This is a genomic window from Nonomuraea recticatena (assembly GCF_039533245.1).
Classification (GTDB): Bacteria; Actinomycetota; Actinomycetes; order Streptosporangiales; family Streptosporangiaceae; genus Nonomuraea; species Nonomuraea roseola.
The window spans coordinates 1-13,733 of sequence record NZ_BAAATE010000067.1; the positions used below are offsets into that span (position 1 = coordinate 1).

The following is a 13,733-nucleotide window of genomic DNA, read 5'->3' on the forward strand; positions in this document are numbered from 1 at the left end:
ACCTGCTGCCGCGCGAGGACATCGTGCTGACCGACCGGCTCGCCGGGACCGATACGCGGATGGCGCACGTGATGTTCAGCCGAGGCTGCCCATTCCCCTGCTCGTTCTGCGCGGTCGCCCAGCGCCGCATGCAGTACCGCGGAGGGGCCAGCGCCCGCATCGAGCTTGCCCACCTGATCGACGCCTACGGCATCGAGGGGTTCGCGATCGTCGACGACAACTTCATCGTCAACAAGAACAAGGTCACCGACATCTGCACCCAGATCGCGGATCTGGGCCTGCGCTGGTCGGCCCTGTCCCGAGTCGATACCGTCGACCAGGCGCTGCTGCAGACGATGGCCGCCTCGGGCTGCATCGAGATCAAGTACGGGATGGAATCCGGCAGCGAACGCCTGCTGAAGGCCATGCGGAAGAACACCACCCAGGCCAAGATCCGCGCCGCGGTCGAGATGACCTCGGCCGCCGGGATCTCGGCGAAGGTGTTCATCATCCACGGCTACCCCGGCGAGGACATCGAGACCACGAGGGAGACCATCGGCCTGCTGCGCCAGCTGCGGCCGATGCTCGGCCGGGTGTCGCTGTTCCGTTTCGTGCCGCTGCCCGGCACCGAGGTGTACGCCAACGCCCTGCTGCACGGCATCCGCGGCACCCACCAGCAGCCAGGCTGGGATGGCGACTGGAGCAAGTTCCACATCCACCACAACACCCGCCGCTGGTGGGGCGACGACGAGGAATGGGCCGAAACCGAACGGTCCTACGCCGAGTTGCGCAGGTTCGTGGAAGACGAATGGGGCCCGCAGGGGTGACGACCGTTGCTAGCCTGCCCCGCATGGCTAGCCCCGGCCCCGAGACGGCAGAAACCCAAACGCTCAGCGCTCGGGAGGCCGACCGGCTGTGGAACTGGGTGCTGGCTCGCCAAGGACTCGCCCCGCACACCCGCCGGACCAGCGTGGAGGAGATCGCCGATGCGGGGCTGGGGCTACACGCCGCGCGGCTGCCTTCGCCATTCGCCACGGCGGCGGCCCGTTCAGCCGACCAGTCCATCCCGCTGGAGCTGTTCAACCCGGCCGTACGCTCCCGCCTGGTGACCGTGCGCTGCATGCGCAAGACCCTGCACACACTGCCACTGGACCTCGCCGCCGCCGCGCACGCCGCCACACTTCACTTCCGCGAACGGGACGCCCTGCGCGCGATCGCCAACGCCAGCCACAGCCACGCCGCCATCACCGCGGCCACCGCCGCCGTGGTGGAACTGCTGGGCGAGTCCGGACCGCTGTTCCACCGCACCATAGAGGCCCAGCTCGGCGCGGCAGGGATACCGGTGATGGTGACACGACTGGCGCTCAAACTCGCATGGGAGCGGGGCACCCTGGCCTACCTGAACCAGGCCGCGGGCTGGAACCGTGAGATACGCGTCTTCGCGCTTACCGCCAGCGCCTACCCTGCCCTCGACACCGTGCTGGATCCGCACACTGCGGTCGAGTTCCTGATGGCCGCCTACCTTGACCGGTACGGCCCGATCAGCATCCGAGACGCCACCTGGTGGTCGGCACTGTCGCGCACCGCCGTGGCGGAGGCCCTGGAGCGGTCGGGCGTCAAGCTTGTCCGGCTGTTCACCCCGTGGAGCGATAGCCCGCTGTACATGAGCGCCCAGCGGTTCGCCGAGTTCACCGTGGCCGACGACGCCGACTACGTCAGCGGGGTGAACCTGCTCGCGCACGAGGATGTCGCGCTCAAGGCGTACTTCGAGACCCGCCGCCGCTATCTGGGTGACCTCGCCCAGGAGGCGGCGTTCAACCAGATCGGCGAGGTCATGCCCACGATCGCGGTGGACGGCCGCGTGGTCGGCACCTGGACGTGGGACCCCTCCGCCAAGCGGGTACGCCACCGGCTCATCCCTCGCCTGCTGCCGGCCGCCCGGCACCCTGAGATTCGGGCGGCCGCCGCCCGACACACGGCCGTCCTGCGCTCCGGCCTGTACCGCGCACCCAACCCTCGGATCGCGCAAGGCCAGCTGAGCTTGTGAAAGTCGGGGTTCCGGTGAGCCATAACTGGTGGTGCTGCTAGCGTGGCGCTCTCTCATCCGTCACACGCGGGATCACCATGCACCCTCTTCCCAACACGCATTCACCGTCGCTGGAAGAACTTCAGCGCTACGTCGCTGAGATGGAGCAGGAACGGGGCTTCGCCCACAGCAGCATCGTCGATCAGTGCCTGAAGCTGGCCGAGGAGACCGGAGAGGTTTGCAAGGCGGTGCGCAAGCAGACCGCCATGTCGATCGACCCAACCAGCCGGGTCGGCTCTGTCGGTCACGAGCTGGCCGACGTCCTGATTTATGTCGCGGCTATCGCCAATCGCGCAGGGATCGACCTGGCTGAAGCCCTGCGCGCCAAGGAACGGATCAACGAGACCCGCGTCTGGACGACAGCGGTCAACTCGTAGCCGGACTCTTCTGATCAGCTGCGCGGAGGATAGCCCGCCAGCACACCGTCACTCAAGGCCGTCGAGGACCCGGCGGATCTCTTCCCTGCGCGTCACCAGTTCCTCCTTCATCCGAGATCGGGGCACTTGAGCCGGTGCAGCTTCATGCCGCGCGACTCCCACATCGTGAGCGTCGCGCGCACCTCACCGGCGTCACGGCGGAAGGGGAACCCCGGGCGGCCAGCGTGTGGGGGCGGTGCGGGCCCAAGACTTCCAGGCAGGCCGTGTATCGGTCCTGCTGCAGCGCTTTTGCCGTGGCGTGGCCGCCGCTGGCACCGGCGAAGGCGATGACCTTCGCCATCGCGTCGAAGTCCGGGGAGACAGCGGCCCGGGCGTGGGGGAGGAGCCGGGCATAACAGGGCCAGATGCACCCCGAGTCGCAAATTTCGCCATAATGATGATGATCTTGCCCCTCACCCCCGGATGGACATGAAAGCCCTCGTAGCAGCTCTGACTCTCGTCGTCGCGGCACCGGCGACCGCCCACGCCTCCGTTTCCGCCGCCCCCGACCCGGTGGCTACCGTACGTGCCTTGCTGGCTCGCGGGGCCGGAGTCACGCTGGAGTACTTCGGCAACACCGGAACGGATCTGTTCTGGCAGAACGACTCTCCCCGCCAGCAGATCACCGGCGCTGTCGGCGTGCGCGGCACCGGCAAGCTCAAGCTCGGCCCCACCGGCGTGACGGCCTCCGAGATCACCCGCGTGGTGGATTTGAAGGGGCAGGTGCTGATGAAGCAGGAAGCGGCCAGGGGCGACGCCTACTTCGCGGGTCTGCTCGCATCCGAAGGGACGACCCGCATGATCAGCACCAAGGGCTGGCTCTACCACCTGCCACCCAAGTCCCGCGCCTGGCTGCGCACTGGGCGCGCGAGCGGGGCTGCCGCAGTCTACGGCGACCAGATCATCAACGTGCTAGAACCGGCCACCCTAGCCAAGCTGCTGGCCACCGCGGAACGCTCGGACGTCACGCCCTGGTACAAGAACCGCGACACCGGCCGCCGGCAGCGCATCTACACCCACAGCGGCACCATCACCCTCAAGGAGTTGTACCGTCTCTCTCCCAGCTTCCGCGAGGCGGCAGGCACCTCGGATGTCGGCAACGACGAGATCTGGTGGCAGTACCTGTATGACGACCGCGGCCTGCCGGACCGGCTCGTCTGGCACTTCATCACCACGCTGAAGGCCGACTCCATCGGTCTGGGAGACAACCGGATCCGCTCGGTGCGCCTGGTCACCAAGTTCTGGGACTGGCAGGCCAAGGTCTCCATCATCCCGCCCAAGGCCAAGCCGGGGCGGGCTCCCGCGGTTGACGAGATCACCGACATTCTGCGGGCAGGCGACCGGCCACGCTGACCCCGGGTCCGCCCCCTTAGCCGCTGAGGCGAGCCCGGGCGGACTCGCTCGGGGGTGTACCTGGTTGCACGACTCTTACCGACTCGCCGGACCTTACCGAAGCGGACCTTACCGAAGCGGACCTGCGCGACGCGAACCTGACCCGCGCGAACCTGACCCGCGCGGACCTGACCGAAGCGGACTTGAGGGGTGTACGCGGGACAACTGAGCAGGAGGTGCGGGCGGTGGCCGTGGTTCGCTGGGACACGAAGTTTGGGCCGCTGCCGGAGTAGCTCACCAACGAGCCTCTGGGTCCCGTTCCTGTTCCTGCAGGGGAGGCCGGGCGGGGATTGCTCGCCAACAAGCCGTCCGGGAACGCCTGGTTACTCTCAGCTACTTGGCGTCTGGTGGCGGCGACCCTAGCGGAAGGCCAACCCGGGCCGATTCACGCGCGCGGGTTGACCCTGTCCGAAAAACTCCGAAACTCCGGGCTCGGGGCGGCCCTCCCCCGGGGAGGGACTGCCTCACTCACGTCGATGTCGGCGGCTTCTTGGCGAGGCGGGCGGCACGGCGGACCTTGTCCACAGCCGAAACCTCAGTCCGGGTGCCCGACCCTCCGTCGCAGGCCAGCCCTTGTTACTCACGGGTACCGCTAATGGCTGTCCCGCTGTTCCTCGACCCCCGACACGGTCTTACTGGGGCAGAGCACCGGCGAAGCGGGCGGCGGGTTCGATGGCCCCGACATCCTGAGCGTGCACGATCTGGGCGGCGGGGAAGGCGCCGGTAGCCGTGCCCGGCAGCAGGGTGAGCATGCCGCGCCTGGCGTTCTTGCCCGGCGCGCCGACCAGCAGCTCGCCCTTGCCGTCGCCGGTGACGTCCAGGATGGAGACGGCCGTGCCGAAGCCGTCGCCGGGTGCGGACTGCTCGGGCACCGGGTCAGCGGCGGGATCGGCGCTGTCCCCGTCTTGGCTGATGAGCCGCACGCCGGCGGTCTGCGGCCCCGACCGCGAGCCGGGCACCAGCGCGACCAGGCCCGCCTTGTAGTGGCCGGACGCGTCGGCCTCCGGGGCGCCGATGGCGATCTCCGCGGCCCCGTCGCCGTTGATGTCACCGACGGCGAGGCTGATCCGGTTGTGGGACAGCCCGGTGAGCCAGGGAAGGGCCCGCGCGGTGAAGGCGGGGTAGGTCACACCGGCACCGTAGTAGGAGCCGTACCAGACGTTGATGGTGCCGGTGCTGGGGGTGACCATGACCAGATCGTCGTAGCCGTCACCGTTGACGCGGCCGACGGCCAGCTTGGAGTCGTGTTTGGGGCAGGCCTGGGCGGTGGGGGCGGTCGAGCCGCAGGCGGCTTGCGAGCCCATCACGTACGGCGTGGCCGAGGGGGTGCGGATGTCGCTGATGTACACCAGCTTGGTGTCGTACCAGTTGGGGCCGTGAGGGCTGGTGACGGCCACCATCTCCAATATGTCGTCGCCGTTGAGTCGGCCCGTGGCGGCTGTGTGCACGCTGGACTGCGTGCCGGGGAGCGCGTCGGCCGCCTCCGGCGGGCCGCCGTTGTACCAGCCGCCGGTGGAGCCGTGGTAGGGGAGCCGCCACGCGGCGGCTATGTCGGTCTTCGGGTCGGTGTCCATCTGGCCGGCCGCCAGCCCGCCGGCGTAGTGGCTGTAACCGCCGACAATGCCGGCGGTGCGCCGCAGCGATAGGCCGCCCGTCGTCAACGAGTACACCTGAATGTCCTGCTCGCCGGCGGAGATCAGCTCTCGCCGGCCGTCGCCTTCGAGGTCGGCGGAGATCAAAGCGCTTCCCCATCTGGCGCAGGGGGCAGGCCCCTCGGCGTGGCTGATGACGCAGTCCGGTTCGGGGCGGGCGAGGTCGTGGCCGCTGAGTCCGTTCGGGCCGCCGTACAAGACCGTGATCAGGCCGGAGGTGGCACTGCCTGCCGGCCCGGGGTAGGAGGGACTGCCGACGGCCAGGTCGTTGTAGCCGTCGCCGTTGAAGTCGGTGTTCTTGGCCGGCGGTGCCGCCTGCGCGGTGGCCGGCGTGCTCGCCGGGATGGCCAGGGCCGTGGTGAGGGCGAGCAGGAGTGTTGCCCGGAATGTCACGTGCATGACGACATGGTCGAGGTGTCCTCTTGTGAGTCGGTTGCGGCCGACCGTAGTTGCTGCTCAGTGGCATCGTGGATGGAGCCGACCGCGCACCACTGGGAGGCCCCACACTCGGGTCGGCGTTACCAGGGGCAAGGTAACTCCGAGTGACGCTATTGGGTTTCCAGCCGGCTTGGCGTGCGTCTCCCTACCGCCAATTCCTGCACTCAGACTCCTCGCGGGCCTATACGGTGCCGTGCTCATGGCAGGATCGGCACTCGCCGTAACGAGGCCACCCGGCTTGCTCGGACGGTCCCCACCAGACAGGTGTGACCGGGATCTGGTCGAGGGGGTCGCTGGTGTACCAGGAGCAGAACCGATTGCCGTGCTGAACGAAAGGCATCAGCGGAGACCCCCGCTCGCGGCGAGCCGCTCCGCGACCACACTCCGGATATCCTCGCTTCCTCTCCATGGTGGGGAGAGGAAGCTAGGACATTCTGTTGCTAACGTCGCATCCGCAGGTCAGGGCACGGGGCGGACGTAGGCGCCCGACCCCCAGCGGAGGGTCGGGCTCCTCACGGCGCGGCTAGCAGTTCTTGTAGTCGGACCTGGTGCTGTCGTAGCTGCAGGAGTCGATCAGCTTGCCGTCCGCGTTGCGGACGTAGGCCACGTCCTTGTCGTTGTTCCACACGTACGCCCTCCGCCCCCAGTAGACAGCGGATGTGCCGTCGCGGCCCTGCCCGGAGCGAACGGTGATCTTCTTCTTGGCTCCAAGGATGACGCCGGAGAACTCGTAGGTGTAGCCCGTCTTGTCCTTCACCACCCAGCCTTCCATGTCGATCGGCCTCGCGGTGGAGTTGTAGATGGTGACGTACTCGCCGTTGAGGCTGGCGTTGGACCGCCTGTCGGTGCCGGGCGAGTCGTAGTAGACCTTCGTGATCTGGATCGCGGGAGCTGACGCGTGGGCGGGCAGGGAGGGGCCGAGTACGGCGGCCGCGGCGAGCGCAGTCGCGGCCAGGGGGAGTGATCGCACCGTCGAGATCCTCTGTGATGGGGGATTGGGAACGCTCCATGTGTGACGGTTGGCTGCTGCGGATGGTTGTCGGTGAACACGATTCTGTTGGTGCTCCGGCTGGCGGACGAGGCTTTACGGGAGGGGTGGGTCTTTGTCGTTTTGTGTGGTGGGGCGTGTATCGCCCTGATTGGAGCGCTTCTAGGATCGGGCGCAGAACCGCGCCGACCTGGGGGGACGATGGCCGACTTCGACCTGCCGACCGACCTGCTGCAGCTGAAGAAGGAGTTCAACGAGCTGGATGCCCGGTGTGAGGAGATCTCCGCCGCGCTGCCGTCCAGTGTCCTGATCTTGGCGGGCCAGGCGGAGCCTGACGTGGAGCGGCAGGCCGCGCTGGTGGAAGCGCGCTCGGAGCGGCTCCGCCTCGTAGAGGAGATCAACAGCCACCCGTGGTGGCAGACGGTCGACAACCGCCACTCGGCGTGGATGGCGCTGCAGGCGGCGGCCAAGTCCTGATCGGCCTCAGAGAAGGAAGACGCGGAGAAGATAACCGGAACATAGCGCGGAAGATGACTGGCGAGATAGTGGTGAAGATACTGGCAATCGTTAGGCGAACGATGCGGCACTAACTAGTGCGAGTTAAAGCACAACTACATTGGAGAAGAGAGGGTACAGTGCTAAGTACATGCGAAGCGCGAGTCGTACGTACGATGAAGCGGTGAGCATACGGTGGGCCTCGCACTGTCCGCTGGAGCTGAACTCGTACGAGGCCCGAAGCGCGCCCTCCCCTCAGTGGGTGGCCGTCAGTATCGGGGTTGAGTCAGGAGCCGCTACTCCTGGGCTCAGCCACCGATCCTGAGGAGGATCGAGACTCCCAGGTTGATCGCCATGCAGGCGATCTCCTGGGGCTCGGGCCACCTGCGGCCCCGCCACCATTTCTTGAATGCGCTGTCCTTCTCCATCGGCAACGTTCCCTTCCTCTTTGAGAGGGCTGGTGCATGCCGCCGACCCGTTCTGGGCCGGTCGACACTCGAGTCAGCCGGCCGACACAGCGGGGCGAAGAAGTATTTCGAGGATACGCGCTGCGATCAGGTCGTGCGCCGAAAACGGGAATGGCCTGAAATGGGCGGCTGACCTGCGAAGTTAAATGACTGAGCATTCCTCGGGCATTGTTCGAGGTGAGGACCATTTGATCTACCCCCGCACGACTTAATGTGATGTGCATCACATACAAGAAAGTCGTGCCCCAGTCCTGCCCGTACGAGCCTTTTGCATGTTATGTCTGCTTTTGCATTCTCCCGGGTGCCCCGGCCCATGCGACGGCCGGGACGATCACGACTCGGACGACTTGCGATGGTCACGCCTGCGCACCGCGCCGGGGAGCGGGGTCGCCTCCGGTGTGCGCAATCGGTCGACGGCGTCGCGGCGGGTCTTCTCCGGCCGCCGGTCGTAGCGGGCCGTCGTGCTCGGGGAGGCATGCCCGGCGAGCGCCTGCGCGGTGGCCAGGTCGACGCCGGCGTCGAGGAGTTCGCCGATGAACGTGCGCCGCATGTCGTGCGCGGCCTGCGGCTGAATCCCGGCTTGCTCGCTGCGCGCGGCGAGGATGTCGCTGACGGACTGCCCGTCCTTCATGTGGGCGATCCGGCCCTGCTTGTCACGCCGGATGTGGCCGCCGCGCGGCGTGAACGGCGGGAACAGGCCGCCCGGGTCGCGGCCGCGGATCGTCAGCCAGGCTTCCACGCGGCCGACCGTGGAGGAGTTGATGTAGACGAGCCGTTCCTTGTCGCCCTTGCCGCGCACCTTCAGGGAGCGCGCGGCCGGGTCGTAGTCGGCCAGGGCGAGCCCGGCCAGCTCGGCGCGGCGCACGCCGGAGCCGTACAGGACGGCGATGACTGCCGCGTCCCGCAATGCTCGCCGCCGCCGGTCCTCGCGCCGCGCCTGCTCGCGGGGGTCCTCGCTGTCGGACTCGGGCAGTACGGCGTCAGCGTCGCATTCGGCGAGCAGCGCGCCGACGCGCTCGATCGGCACGTGCTCGCCAGCTGGAAGCCGCTTGCCTTTGAACGGGTCGAGCCGCTGGGCGCGGTCGCGGTCTTCGGCGCTGATCAGGCCGAGCCGCCATGCCTGGTCGAGGACCTGCCGGAGCGCGACCAGGTGCTTGTTGCGGTGAGCGGGCGACCACGGCTTGAGGGTCCCGTCCTCCTGCCGGGTGGCCTGCTTGGCGATGATCGCGCGAACTTGGATGGCGTGCTCGTAGCGGAGCAGATGCCACGGGAAGCCCTGCCCGGTGATGGCGAGCGCGGCCGGGTCGATCTCGCCCGTTTCGGGGTCGACTCCGTTCGGGTCGTGCCCGGTGAGGATGCGGGCGATCCGGTCGAGGCAGCCGCGCATGGTGCGCTTCGACTCGGCCGCGTCGAGGGTGGCGAGGTAGGCGAGGTAGGGGTCCTTGAGCGGGTCGGCGGCCACCACCACGGCGGGCAGCGCGTCAACGCCGTCCACCGTGGTGATCGTCTGAGGCAGTGCGTCGCTCATACGGCCCAAGGCCTCAGCCGGAACGTCATCCGGAGGAGGTAGCGGCGCCTCTGCTGCTCCCACGTGGGGGCGGGGTCGGCGGGGCTGATGTCGATCGCAGGCGGGTCGGAGTGCCTCCAGCCGAGCGCGTCCACCGTAGCGACCGCGCGCTCGGCGACCTCGTACAGGCCGCGCCGGGCCACGCCAGCGCCCTGCCTCTCGACTTCTTCGCTGGCCCAGGCGTTTCCCGAGATGGTGATCTCCCCGCTGGGGAGGCGCACCGTCCAGCCGACGCGTTCCAGACCGGCCGAGAGCGCATCGACCAGATGCTTCAGCTCGGTAGGTTCTCCCGGGTACTGCCAGTCGGCGACGCTCATTAAAGGCTTCCTTCGGTCATGAGCAGGTCGGTGTCGACGGTCTCAACGTGAGTGAGCGAGACACAGCCCGCGACGTCCTCCAGCCACACAACGGCGGTGTGGCCGCCGAGAAGCTCGGCGGTGGTGCGGGTCCGGCTGGTCTTGCCTTCCCCCTCGCGGTAGCCGCTCCAGTAGCGGACAGGCGTGCCCACCGGCACGGCGGCGTTCCAGCCGTCGATGTTGTACGGCATGCCGTTCACGGTTTCCTCCAGTTCGACCGCATGCTCTTGCCGAAGGCGAGCGTCCGTTCGATCTCTCGAAGGTCGAACTTCAGATCGCCCCGGAATGGGTCGCACGTCAGCCGGAAGGTCAGCCAGAATCGTTGGGCCTGGAGACGCATGCGTAGCCAGTCGACGCCGCCGGGTCGTGCTTCGCTGGTCACGTCGCGTCCTCTTGGCCGGGCTGATCGAGGGAGGTGAGGGTGACGTCTTCGACCTGCTGGCGGGCGGCGAGCGCGTGCCCGTCGCAGATCGCCAGCTCGGTGCCTGCCTTGTCGGTCATCTTCCACCGGACCGGCTCCGGGCAGGGTGAGCCGAGCCGGTCATAGGTCCAAGTGCGGCCGCACTCCCCGCAGATGGCGACGTTGCCGCTGCTGGACAGGGTGGCGCCGTGCTCGGGGCAGACACCCCAGGGAACGCCGCACGCATCATCGGGCAGCGAGCGGAGCCTGGCCAGCTTCCCCGCGGCCTGCTGCAGGTCCTCAGCCGCGCGGGTGAGCCAGTCGGAGGCGTGCATCGCAACAAAGAGTTGCTCACGCTCGGGCGTCCCGGTGGCCGCCTCGTCGAGTAGGGCGCGGACTTCGGCGGCGAGCGCCTCGGCTCGGCCCGCGAGGTCGCGAAGCCGCGCCGGGGTGATCTCGGTCATGGTGTCGCCTTCCTGCGGCTGATCTCGCTCCACACGGTGTACTCGGTCATCGTCCCTCGCTCGCGGTGATGATCGCGGCCTTGACCGCGTCGAGGCGGCGGCCGCCGAACCCCGGGATCTGGAGGAGTTCGTTGTCGGTGCGGGCGGCCAGGTCGTCGAGCGTGAGGATCGGCGGTTGTGCGTCCTTGAGGGGATTGGTGGCGTGCCAGGTCAGGCCGGGCAGTTCCTTGATGGGGTGGTTGTCGGGCAGCCCGGCCTTGGCGACCAGGTCGGCGACGCTCCCGGGCGTGGGGCTGGTTGTGATCATCGGGGGTCACCGCCTGCCGCGCTGGCGAGCTGGTTCCATTCGGCCTGGTCGGCGAGGATGAGCGTCTCCATCTCGCCGTCCTCCAGCCACGGGTAAGCGGGCAGGAGGAGAGAGCGGCGAGAAAGGTCCCGCATGAGGACACTGACAGCCCATGTCTCGCCCCTCTCTCGGAGGAGCTTCTTCGAGCGGGCGGCTGCGTCCGGGTCGACGAAGCGGGAACGCGCCGCCAGGGCGCGGCCGTGGGCGGCGAGTTCAGCCAGACGCTCGGGCGTCAGGGTGGTGCGCAGGCCGTTCATCGAGTCACGTCCTGCCCGGTGGCGATGCTGTAGAGGGCCGTCATCGTTGGGTACGGCCACGCGATGTCCCGCTGGCGGGTGGCTTCGATGATCTCGACCAGGCGGCGGATCGCCTCGTTGGGCGTGTTGGCGGGCAGGCCGAGGGTGACCGCGTTGATGCTGTACGCAGCTTCGGCGCACATCACCTTGTCCTCGCCGTCGTAGGTCGGGTTGTCGTCGGCCGGGACGAAGACGCGGTAGGTGCCGTCTTCTCCGTCGTGGCGGTAGATGAAGGTGTTGTTGGTGGACGCGGTGCGCTTCCAGTCGGGGCTGGCGTCGAGGTAGGCGGTCAGGGTGGCGCGGTCAGCGTCGAGGGGCACCAGGCCGACCGCGTGAGGGGCGAAGTCGAGGTCGGCGACGAGAGCGTGAGGGGCGAGCGCCTTCTCTCGCGCCTGCGTCAGCGCGGCGGGCTGAACCGGGGTCTGCTCGACCGGGGTGGGCGAGCCGCTGTCTCGTAAGTACATGTTCGGGTCCTTTCGTCTCTCCTGGGGCTTGTGTCGTCTCCTCGGGCCGCAGGGTCCCAAGGGGTCGATCACTCCATGATCGTAGCGGTTTTATCTGTGGGAAGCGACATTCCCGGTGTTAAAAAGTTGCACGGATTCCCAGCGCCACTCATAGCGGCACTACTAGCATGACTCCCATGCCAGGTACCATCACAAATATGAGTACGACGAGGAACGGTTCCTACAGCCTGAGCGAGATCGCTCACGGCTTCATCGAGGCCGGCGCCGAGCAAGACCGGCTGAGCAAGTCGGCCTGGGTCGAGAAGGCCGTCATCTACTACGCCATCGCCAAGGGGGCGCCCGCCGCCACCGACGAGGCATTCGCCGAGGCGCTCGCCGACGAGCAGGAAGCCGCCGCGGCTGACGACGAGTTCCGCGAGCGGGGCGCCGCGTGATCCCACTCACCTCGGGCGGGGTCTTCCTCTACAGCCCGAAGGGCATCGACCGCGAACGGCTGATGCTCGTCACCTCCGCGGCCTCCGTCCTGGAGTCCCGCCGCCGCTTCATCATCGGCCTGACGGTCATGTCCTCCCATGACGGCGACACGCTCACGGTGCCGATCACCGTGAACGGCGCCCGCCGCTACGTCAACTGCACCCAGCCCATGCGGCTGATCCGCGACTGGTTCTTGGAGCACCACGACACCATCTCCCCCCAGGAGCTAGAAGCCGTGCGGGCCTACCGTCGCCTGTCGGAGGATCTGTAACCCCTGGAGGGATGCACACATGATCAACCCCCACGTCAGCTTCGCGGCACTCGACATGGACACCGTCGACGGCTTCGATCTCCTTGCTGGCGCTCGGCTCGTCACGAAAGCCGAATACCAGGAGCACACACCTGCCGCGGGCCTGCTGTTCGCGACCCTCACCCAGGCCCTGGCCGCAGCCGCCAATGACAGCGGCCTCATCGAGGACCACGAAGACCCCGACTTCTTCAAGGCGCACGTGATCTCGGCCATCGGGCTCGACCCGGAGGACCTGGCGAGCCCGATTACCTACGACTTCTTCACTTCGATGACGCTCACGGAATCCCGCATGGAGCTGCTGCAGCTCGGCTACCTCGCCACCCGCGGCAACGGCGACACCATGGACCTCCACCTGGCACTGCCCGCTGAGGCCAAGTAGCTCACGCTTGTGAAGCGGTTCAGGACGGCTGAGGCGGCCCACACGCCGCCGAGGCCGCTCCTGAACCGATCCCCTTCGCCATGCCGAGTTCGGCCGCCAGCGTCCGCTACAGAGAGATCGTTTAGCGAAGATCACGAGCCGGGAACCGGACACAGCCCGACGATCAAGGCATCAGGCGCGTTCCGGGCTCGATCTGGGCTGAGGGCCACGTAGCCTCGCAAGATGAGCTTGGACGCGGACCCGTCGGGGAAGCGCCGTCGTTACGACCGCGCCTGGTGGCTGACCTTCGCCGCTGGGGTCATGACGAACACTCTCATCGGTGATGACTTCAGCCCGTGGATCCGCGTACCTGTGGGGACAGCCTTCCTGGTGGCGCTGATCTGGCTGTTCCGTCTCGCTCTACGAGAGCGCGAACGTGAGCGGAAGAACACAACCTCCAGCGATCAGCGAAGGCGAGAGGCGCTCGGCCTCGCCTCCTACGCGGAATCCCACCGCATGCCATGCGAGGACGAGGCCGAGGTGCTCGCGCCGCCGCCCCCTGAGCGAGGGATCGGGGATGCGCTTCCCCAAGGCGGCGACGCGAGCGGTCTATGAGCGGCCGGTTACCATTCCTCCCTCAAGCTGATGGCAGGCTCGGCCGTCCACGAGTCGGACAATGGCGAGGGTGGGCCTCCGGGGAGGATCGGACCGGATTTTGGCGCTAGAGAGACGATCTTGAGATTGGCTGGTGCTCCTTGTGTGGTCGGCGGGCCGGGGTGGGCGGC

21 protein-coding genes are annotated in these 13,733 nt (G+C 67.9%); 11 read left to right on the forward strand and 10 right to left on the reverse strand.

The genetic code is table 11. The features are described from left to right. The 5 genes from ABFX50_RS49305 to ABFX50_RS51690 form a co-directional block, all read left to right on the forward strand. Positions 1-806 (forward strand): B12-binding domain-containing radical SAM protein (locus tag ABFX50_RS49305; RefSeq protein WP_346157927.1); only part of this gene is annotated, 806 nt, incomplete at its 5' end. Between the two features lie 23 nt (positions 807-829). Continuing rightward, a complete protein-coding gene (locus tag ABFX50_RS49310) occupies positions 830-2,026 on the forward strand; it encodes a DNA glycosylase AlkZ-like family protein (protein ID WP_346157929.1) in 1,197 nt (398 codons plus the stop codon). 77 nt (positions 2,027-2,103) lie between these two features. After that, positions 2,104-2,442: a MazG nucleotide pyrophosphohydrolase domain-containing protein gene (locus ABFX50_RS49315; protein ID WP_346157932.1), complete on the forward strand. Its 339-nt coding sequence runs from the start codon at positions 2,104-2,106 to the stop codon at positions 2,440-2,442. Between the two features lie 462 nt (positions 2,443-2,904). Next, entirely contained in the window at positions 2,905-3,834 is a 930-nt protein-coding gene (locus ABFX50_RS49320) for a hypothetical protein (RefSeq protein ID WP_346157933.1), read from the forward strand. 23 nt (positions 3,835-3,857) lie between these two features. Continuing rightward, complete coding sequence (locus ABFX50_RS51690) at positions 3,858-4,106, forward strand: pentapeptide repeat-containing protein (protein ID WP_379507050.1); 249 nt, start codon at positions 3,858-3,860, stop codon at positions 4,104-4,106. A 399-nt stretch (positions 4,107-4,505) separates the two neighbouring features. Here ABFX50_RS51690 and ABFX50_RS49325 read toward each other — a convergent pair whose 3' ends face one another. Together ABFX50_RS49325 and ABFX50_RS49330 are read right to left on the reverse strand one after the other, a co-directional pair. Beyond that, positions 4,506-5,924, reverse strand: a complete 1,419-nt coding sequence (locus ABFX50_RS49325; RefSeq protein WP_346157936.1) for an FG-GAP and VCBS repeat-containing protein — start codon at positions 5,922-5,924, stop codon at positions 4,506-4,508. 562 nt (positions 5,925-6,486) lie between these two features. Continuing rightward, positions 6,487-6,933 (reverse strand): lamin tail domain-containing protein, encoded by a 447-nt coding sequence (locus tag ABFX50_RS49330; RefSeq protein WP_346157938.1) that lies wholly within the window; start codon positions 6,931-6,933, stop codon positions 6,487-6,489. Positions 6,934-7,152: 219 nt separating this feature from the next. Here ABFX50_RS49330 and ABFX50_RS49335 point away from each other — a divergent pair, with 219 nt between their 5' ends. After that, a complete protein-coding gene (locus tag ABFX50_RS49335) occupies positions 7,153-7,428 on the forward strand; it encodes a hypothetical protein (protein WP_346157940.1) in 276 nt (91 codons plus the stop codon). 363 nt (positions 7,429-7,791) lie between these two features. After that, a complete protein-coding gene (locus ABFX50_RS49340) occupies positions 7,792-8,046 on the forward strand; it encodes a hypothetical protein (protein WP_346157943.1) in 255 nt (84 codons plus the stop codon). 198 nt (positions 8,047-8,244) lie between these two features. On the opposite strand, the gene ABFX50_RS49345 is transcribed toward ABFX50_RS49340, so the two are convergent. From ABFX50_RS49345 to ABFX50_RS49380, 8 genes are read right to left on the reverse strand one after another with little or no spacing between them, the layout of a single operon-like run. After that, positions 8,245-9,441 carry a tyrosine-type recombinase/integrase gene (locus ABFX50_RS49345; RefSeq protein WP_346157945.1) on the reverse strand — a complete coding sequence of 399 codons (1,197 nt, stop codon included), beginning with the start codon at positions 9,439-9,441 and terminating at the stop codon, positions 8,245-8,247. Continuing rightward, the gene (locus ABFX50_RS49350; protein ID WP_346157948.1) at positions 9,438-9,797 is read right to left on the reverse strand and encodes a hypothetical protein; all 360 of its coding nucleotides are present in this window, start codon (positions 9,795-9,797) and stop codon (positions 9,438-9,440) included. The genes ABFX50_RS49345 and ABFX50_RS49350 overlap by 4 nt, the downstream gene beginning before the upstream one ends. After that, positions 9,797-10,036: a hypothetical protein gene (locus ABFX50_RS49355; RefSeq protein WP_346157950.1), complete on the reverse strand. Its 240-nt coding sequence runs from the start codon at positions 10,034-10,036 to the stop codon at positions 9,797-9,799. Before ABFX50_RS49355 ends, ABFX50_RS49350 begins: the two co-directional genes overlap by 1 nt. Beyond that, on the reverse strand, positions 10,033-10,218 hold the full coding sequence (locus ABFX50_RS49360; RefSeq protein ID WP_346157953.1) for a hypothetical protein: 186 nt from the start codon (positions 10,216-10,218) through the stop codon (positions 10,033-10,035). Before ABFX50_RS49360 ends, ABFX50_RS49355 begins: the two co-directional genes overlap by 4 nt. Beyond that, positions 10,215-10,700 (reverse strand): hypothetical protein, encoded by a 486-nt coding sequence (locus ABFX50_RS49365; protein ID WP_346157956.1) that lies wholly within the window; start codon positions 10,698-10,700, stop codon positions 10,215-10,217. Before ABFX50_RS49365 ends, ABFX50_RS49360 begins: the two co-directional genes overlap by 4 nt. 46 nt (positions 10,701-10,746) lie before the next feature. Next, a complete protein-coding gene (locus ABFX50_RS49370; protein WP_346157959.1) occupies positions 10,747-11,007 on the reverse strand; it encodes a DNA-directed RNA polymerase subunit alpha C-terminal domain-containing protein in 261 nt (86 codons plus the stop codon). Continuing rightward, positions 11,004-11,303, reverse strand: a complete 300-nt coding sequence (locus ABFX50_RS49375) for a hypothetical protein (protein ID WP_346157960.1) — start codon at positions 11,301-11,303, stop codon at positions 11,004-11,006. The genes ABFX50_RS49370 and ABFX50_RS49375 overlap by 4 nt, the downstream gene beginning before the upstream one ends. Continuing rightward, positions 11,300-11,806 carry a hypothetical protein gene (locus ABFX50_RS49380; RefSeq protein ID WP_346157962.1) on the reverse strand — a complete coding sequence of 169 codons (507 nt, stop codon included), beginning with the start codon at positions 11,804-11,806 and terminating at the stop codon, positions 11,300-11,302. The genes ABFX50_RS49375 and ABFX50_RS49380 overlap by 4 nt, the downstream gene beginning before the upstream one ends. Positions 11,807-12,003: 197 nt before the next feature. Here ABFX50_RS49380 and ABFX50_RS49385 point away from each other — a divergent pair, with 197 nt between their 5' ends. From ABFX50_RS49385 to ABFX50_RS49400, 4 genes are all read left to right on the forward strand, one after another. Beyond that, a complete protein-coding gene (locus ABFX50_RS49385; RefSeq protein WP_346157965.1) occupies positions 12,004-12,240 on the forward strand; it encodes a hypothetical protein in 237 nt (78 codons plus the stop codon). Continuing rightward, entirely contained in the window at positions 12,237-12,551 is a 315-nt protein-coding gene (locus ABFX50_RS49390; RefSeq protein ID WP_346157967.1) for a hypothetical protein, read from the forward strand. The genes ABFX50_RS49385 and ABFX50_RS49390 overlap by 4 nt, the downstream gene beginning before the upstream one ends. Before the next feature lie 19 nt (positions 12,552-12,570). Further along, positions 12,571-12,969, forward strand: coding sequence for a hypothetical protein (locus ABFX50_RS49395; RefSeq protein WP_346157969.1), 399 nt, complete (start codon positions 12,571-12,573; stop codon positions 12,967-12,969). Positions 12,970-13,191: 222 nt separating this feature from the next. Next, on the forward strand, positions 13,192-13,563 hold the full coding sequence (locus ABFX50_RS49400; RefSeq protein ID WP_346157971.1) for a hypothetical protein: 372 nt from the start codon (positions 13,192-13,194) through the stop codon (positions 13,561-13,563). Positions 13,564-13,733 lie beyond the last annotated feature (170 nt).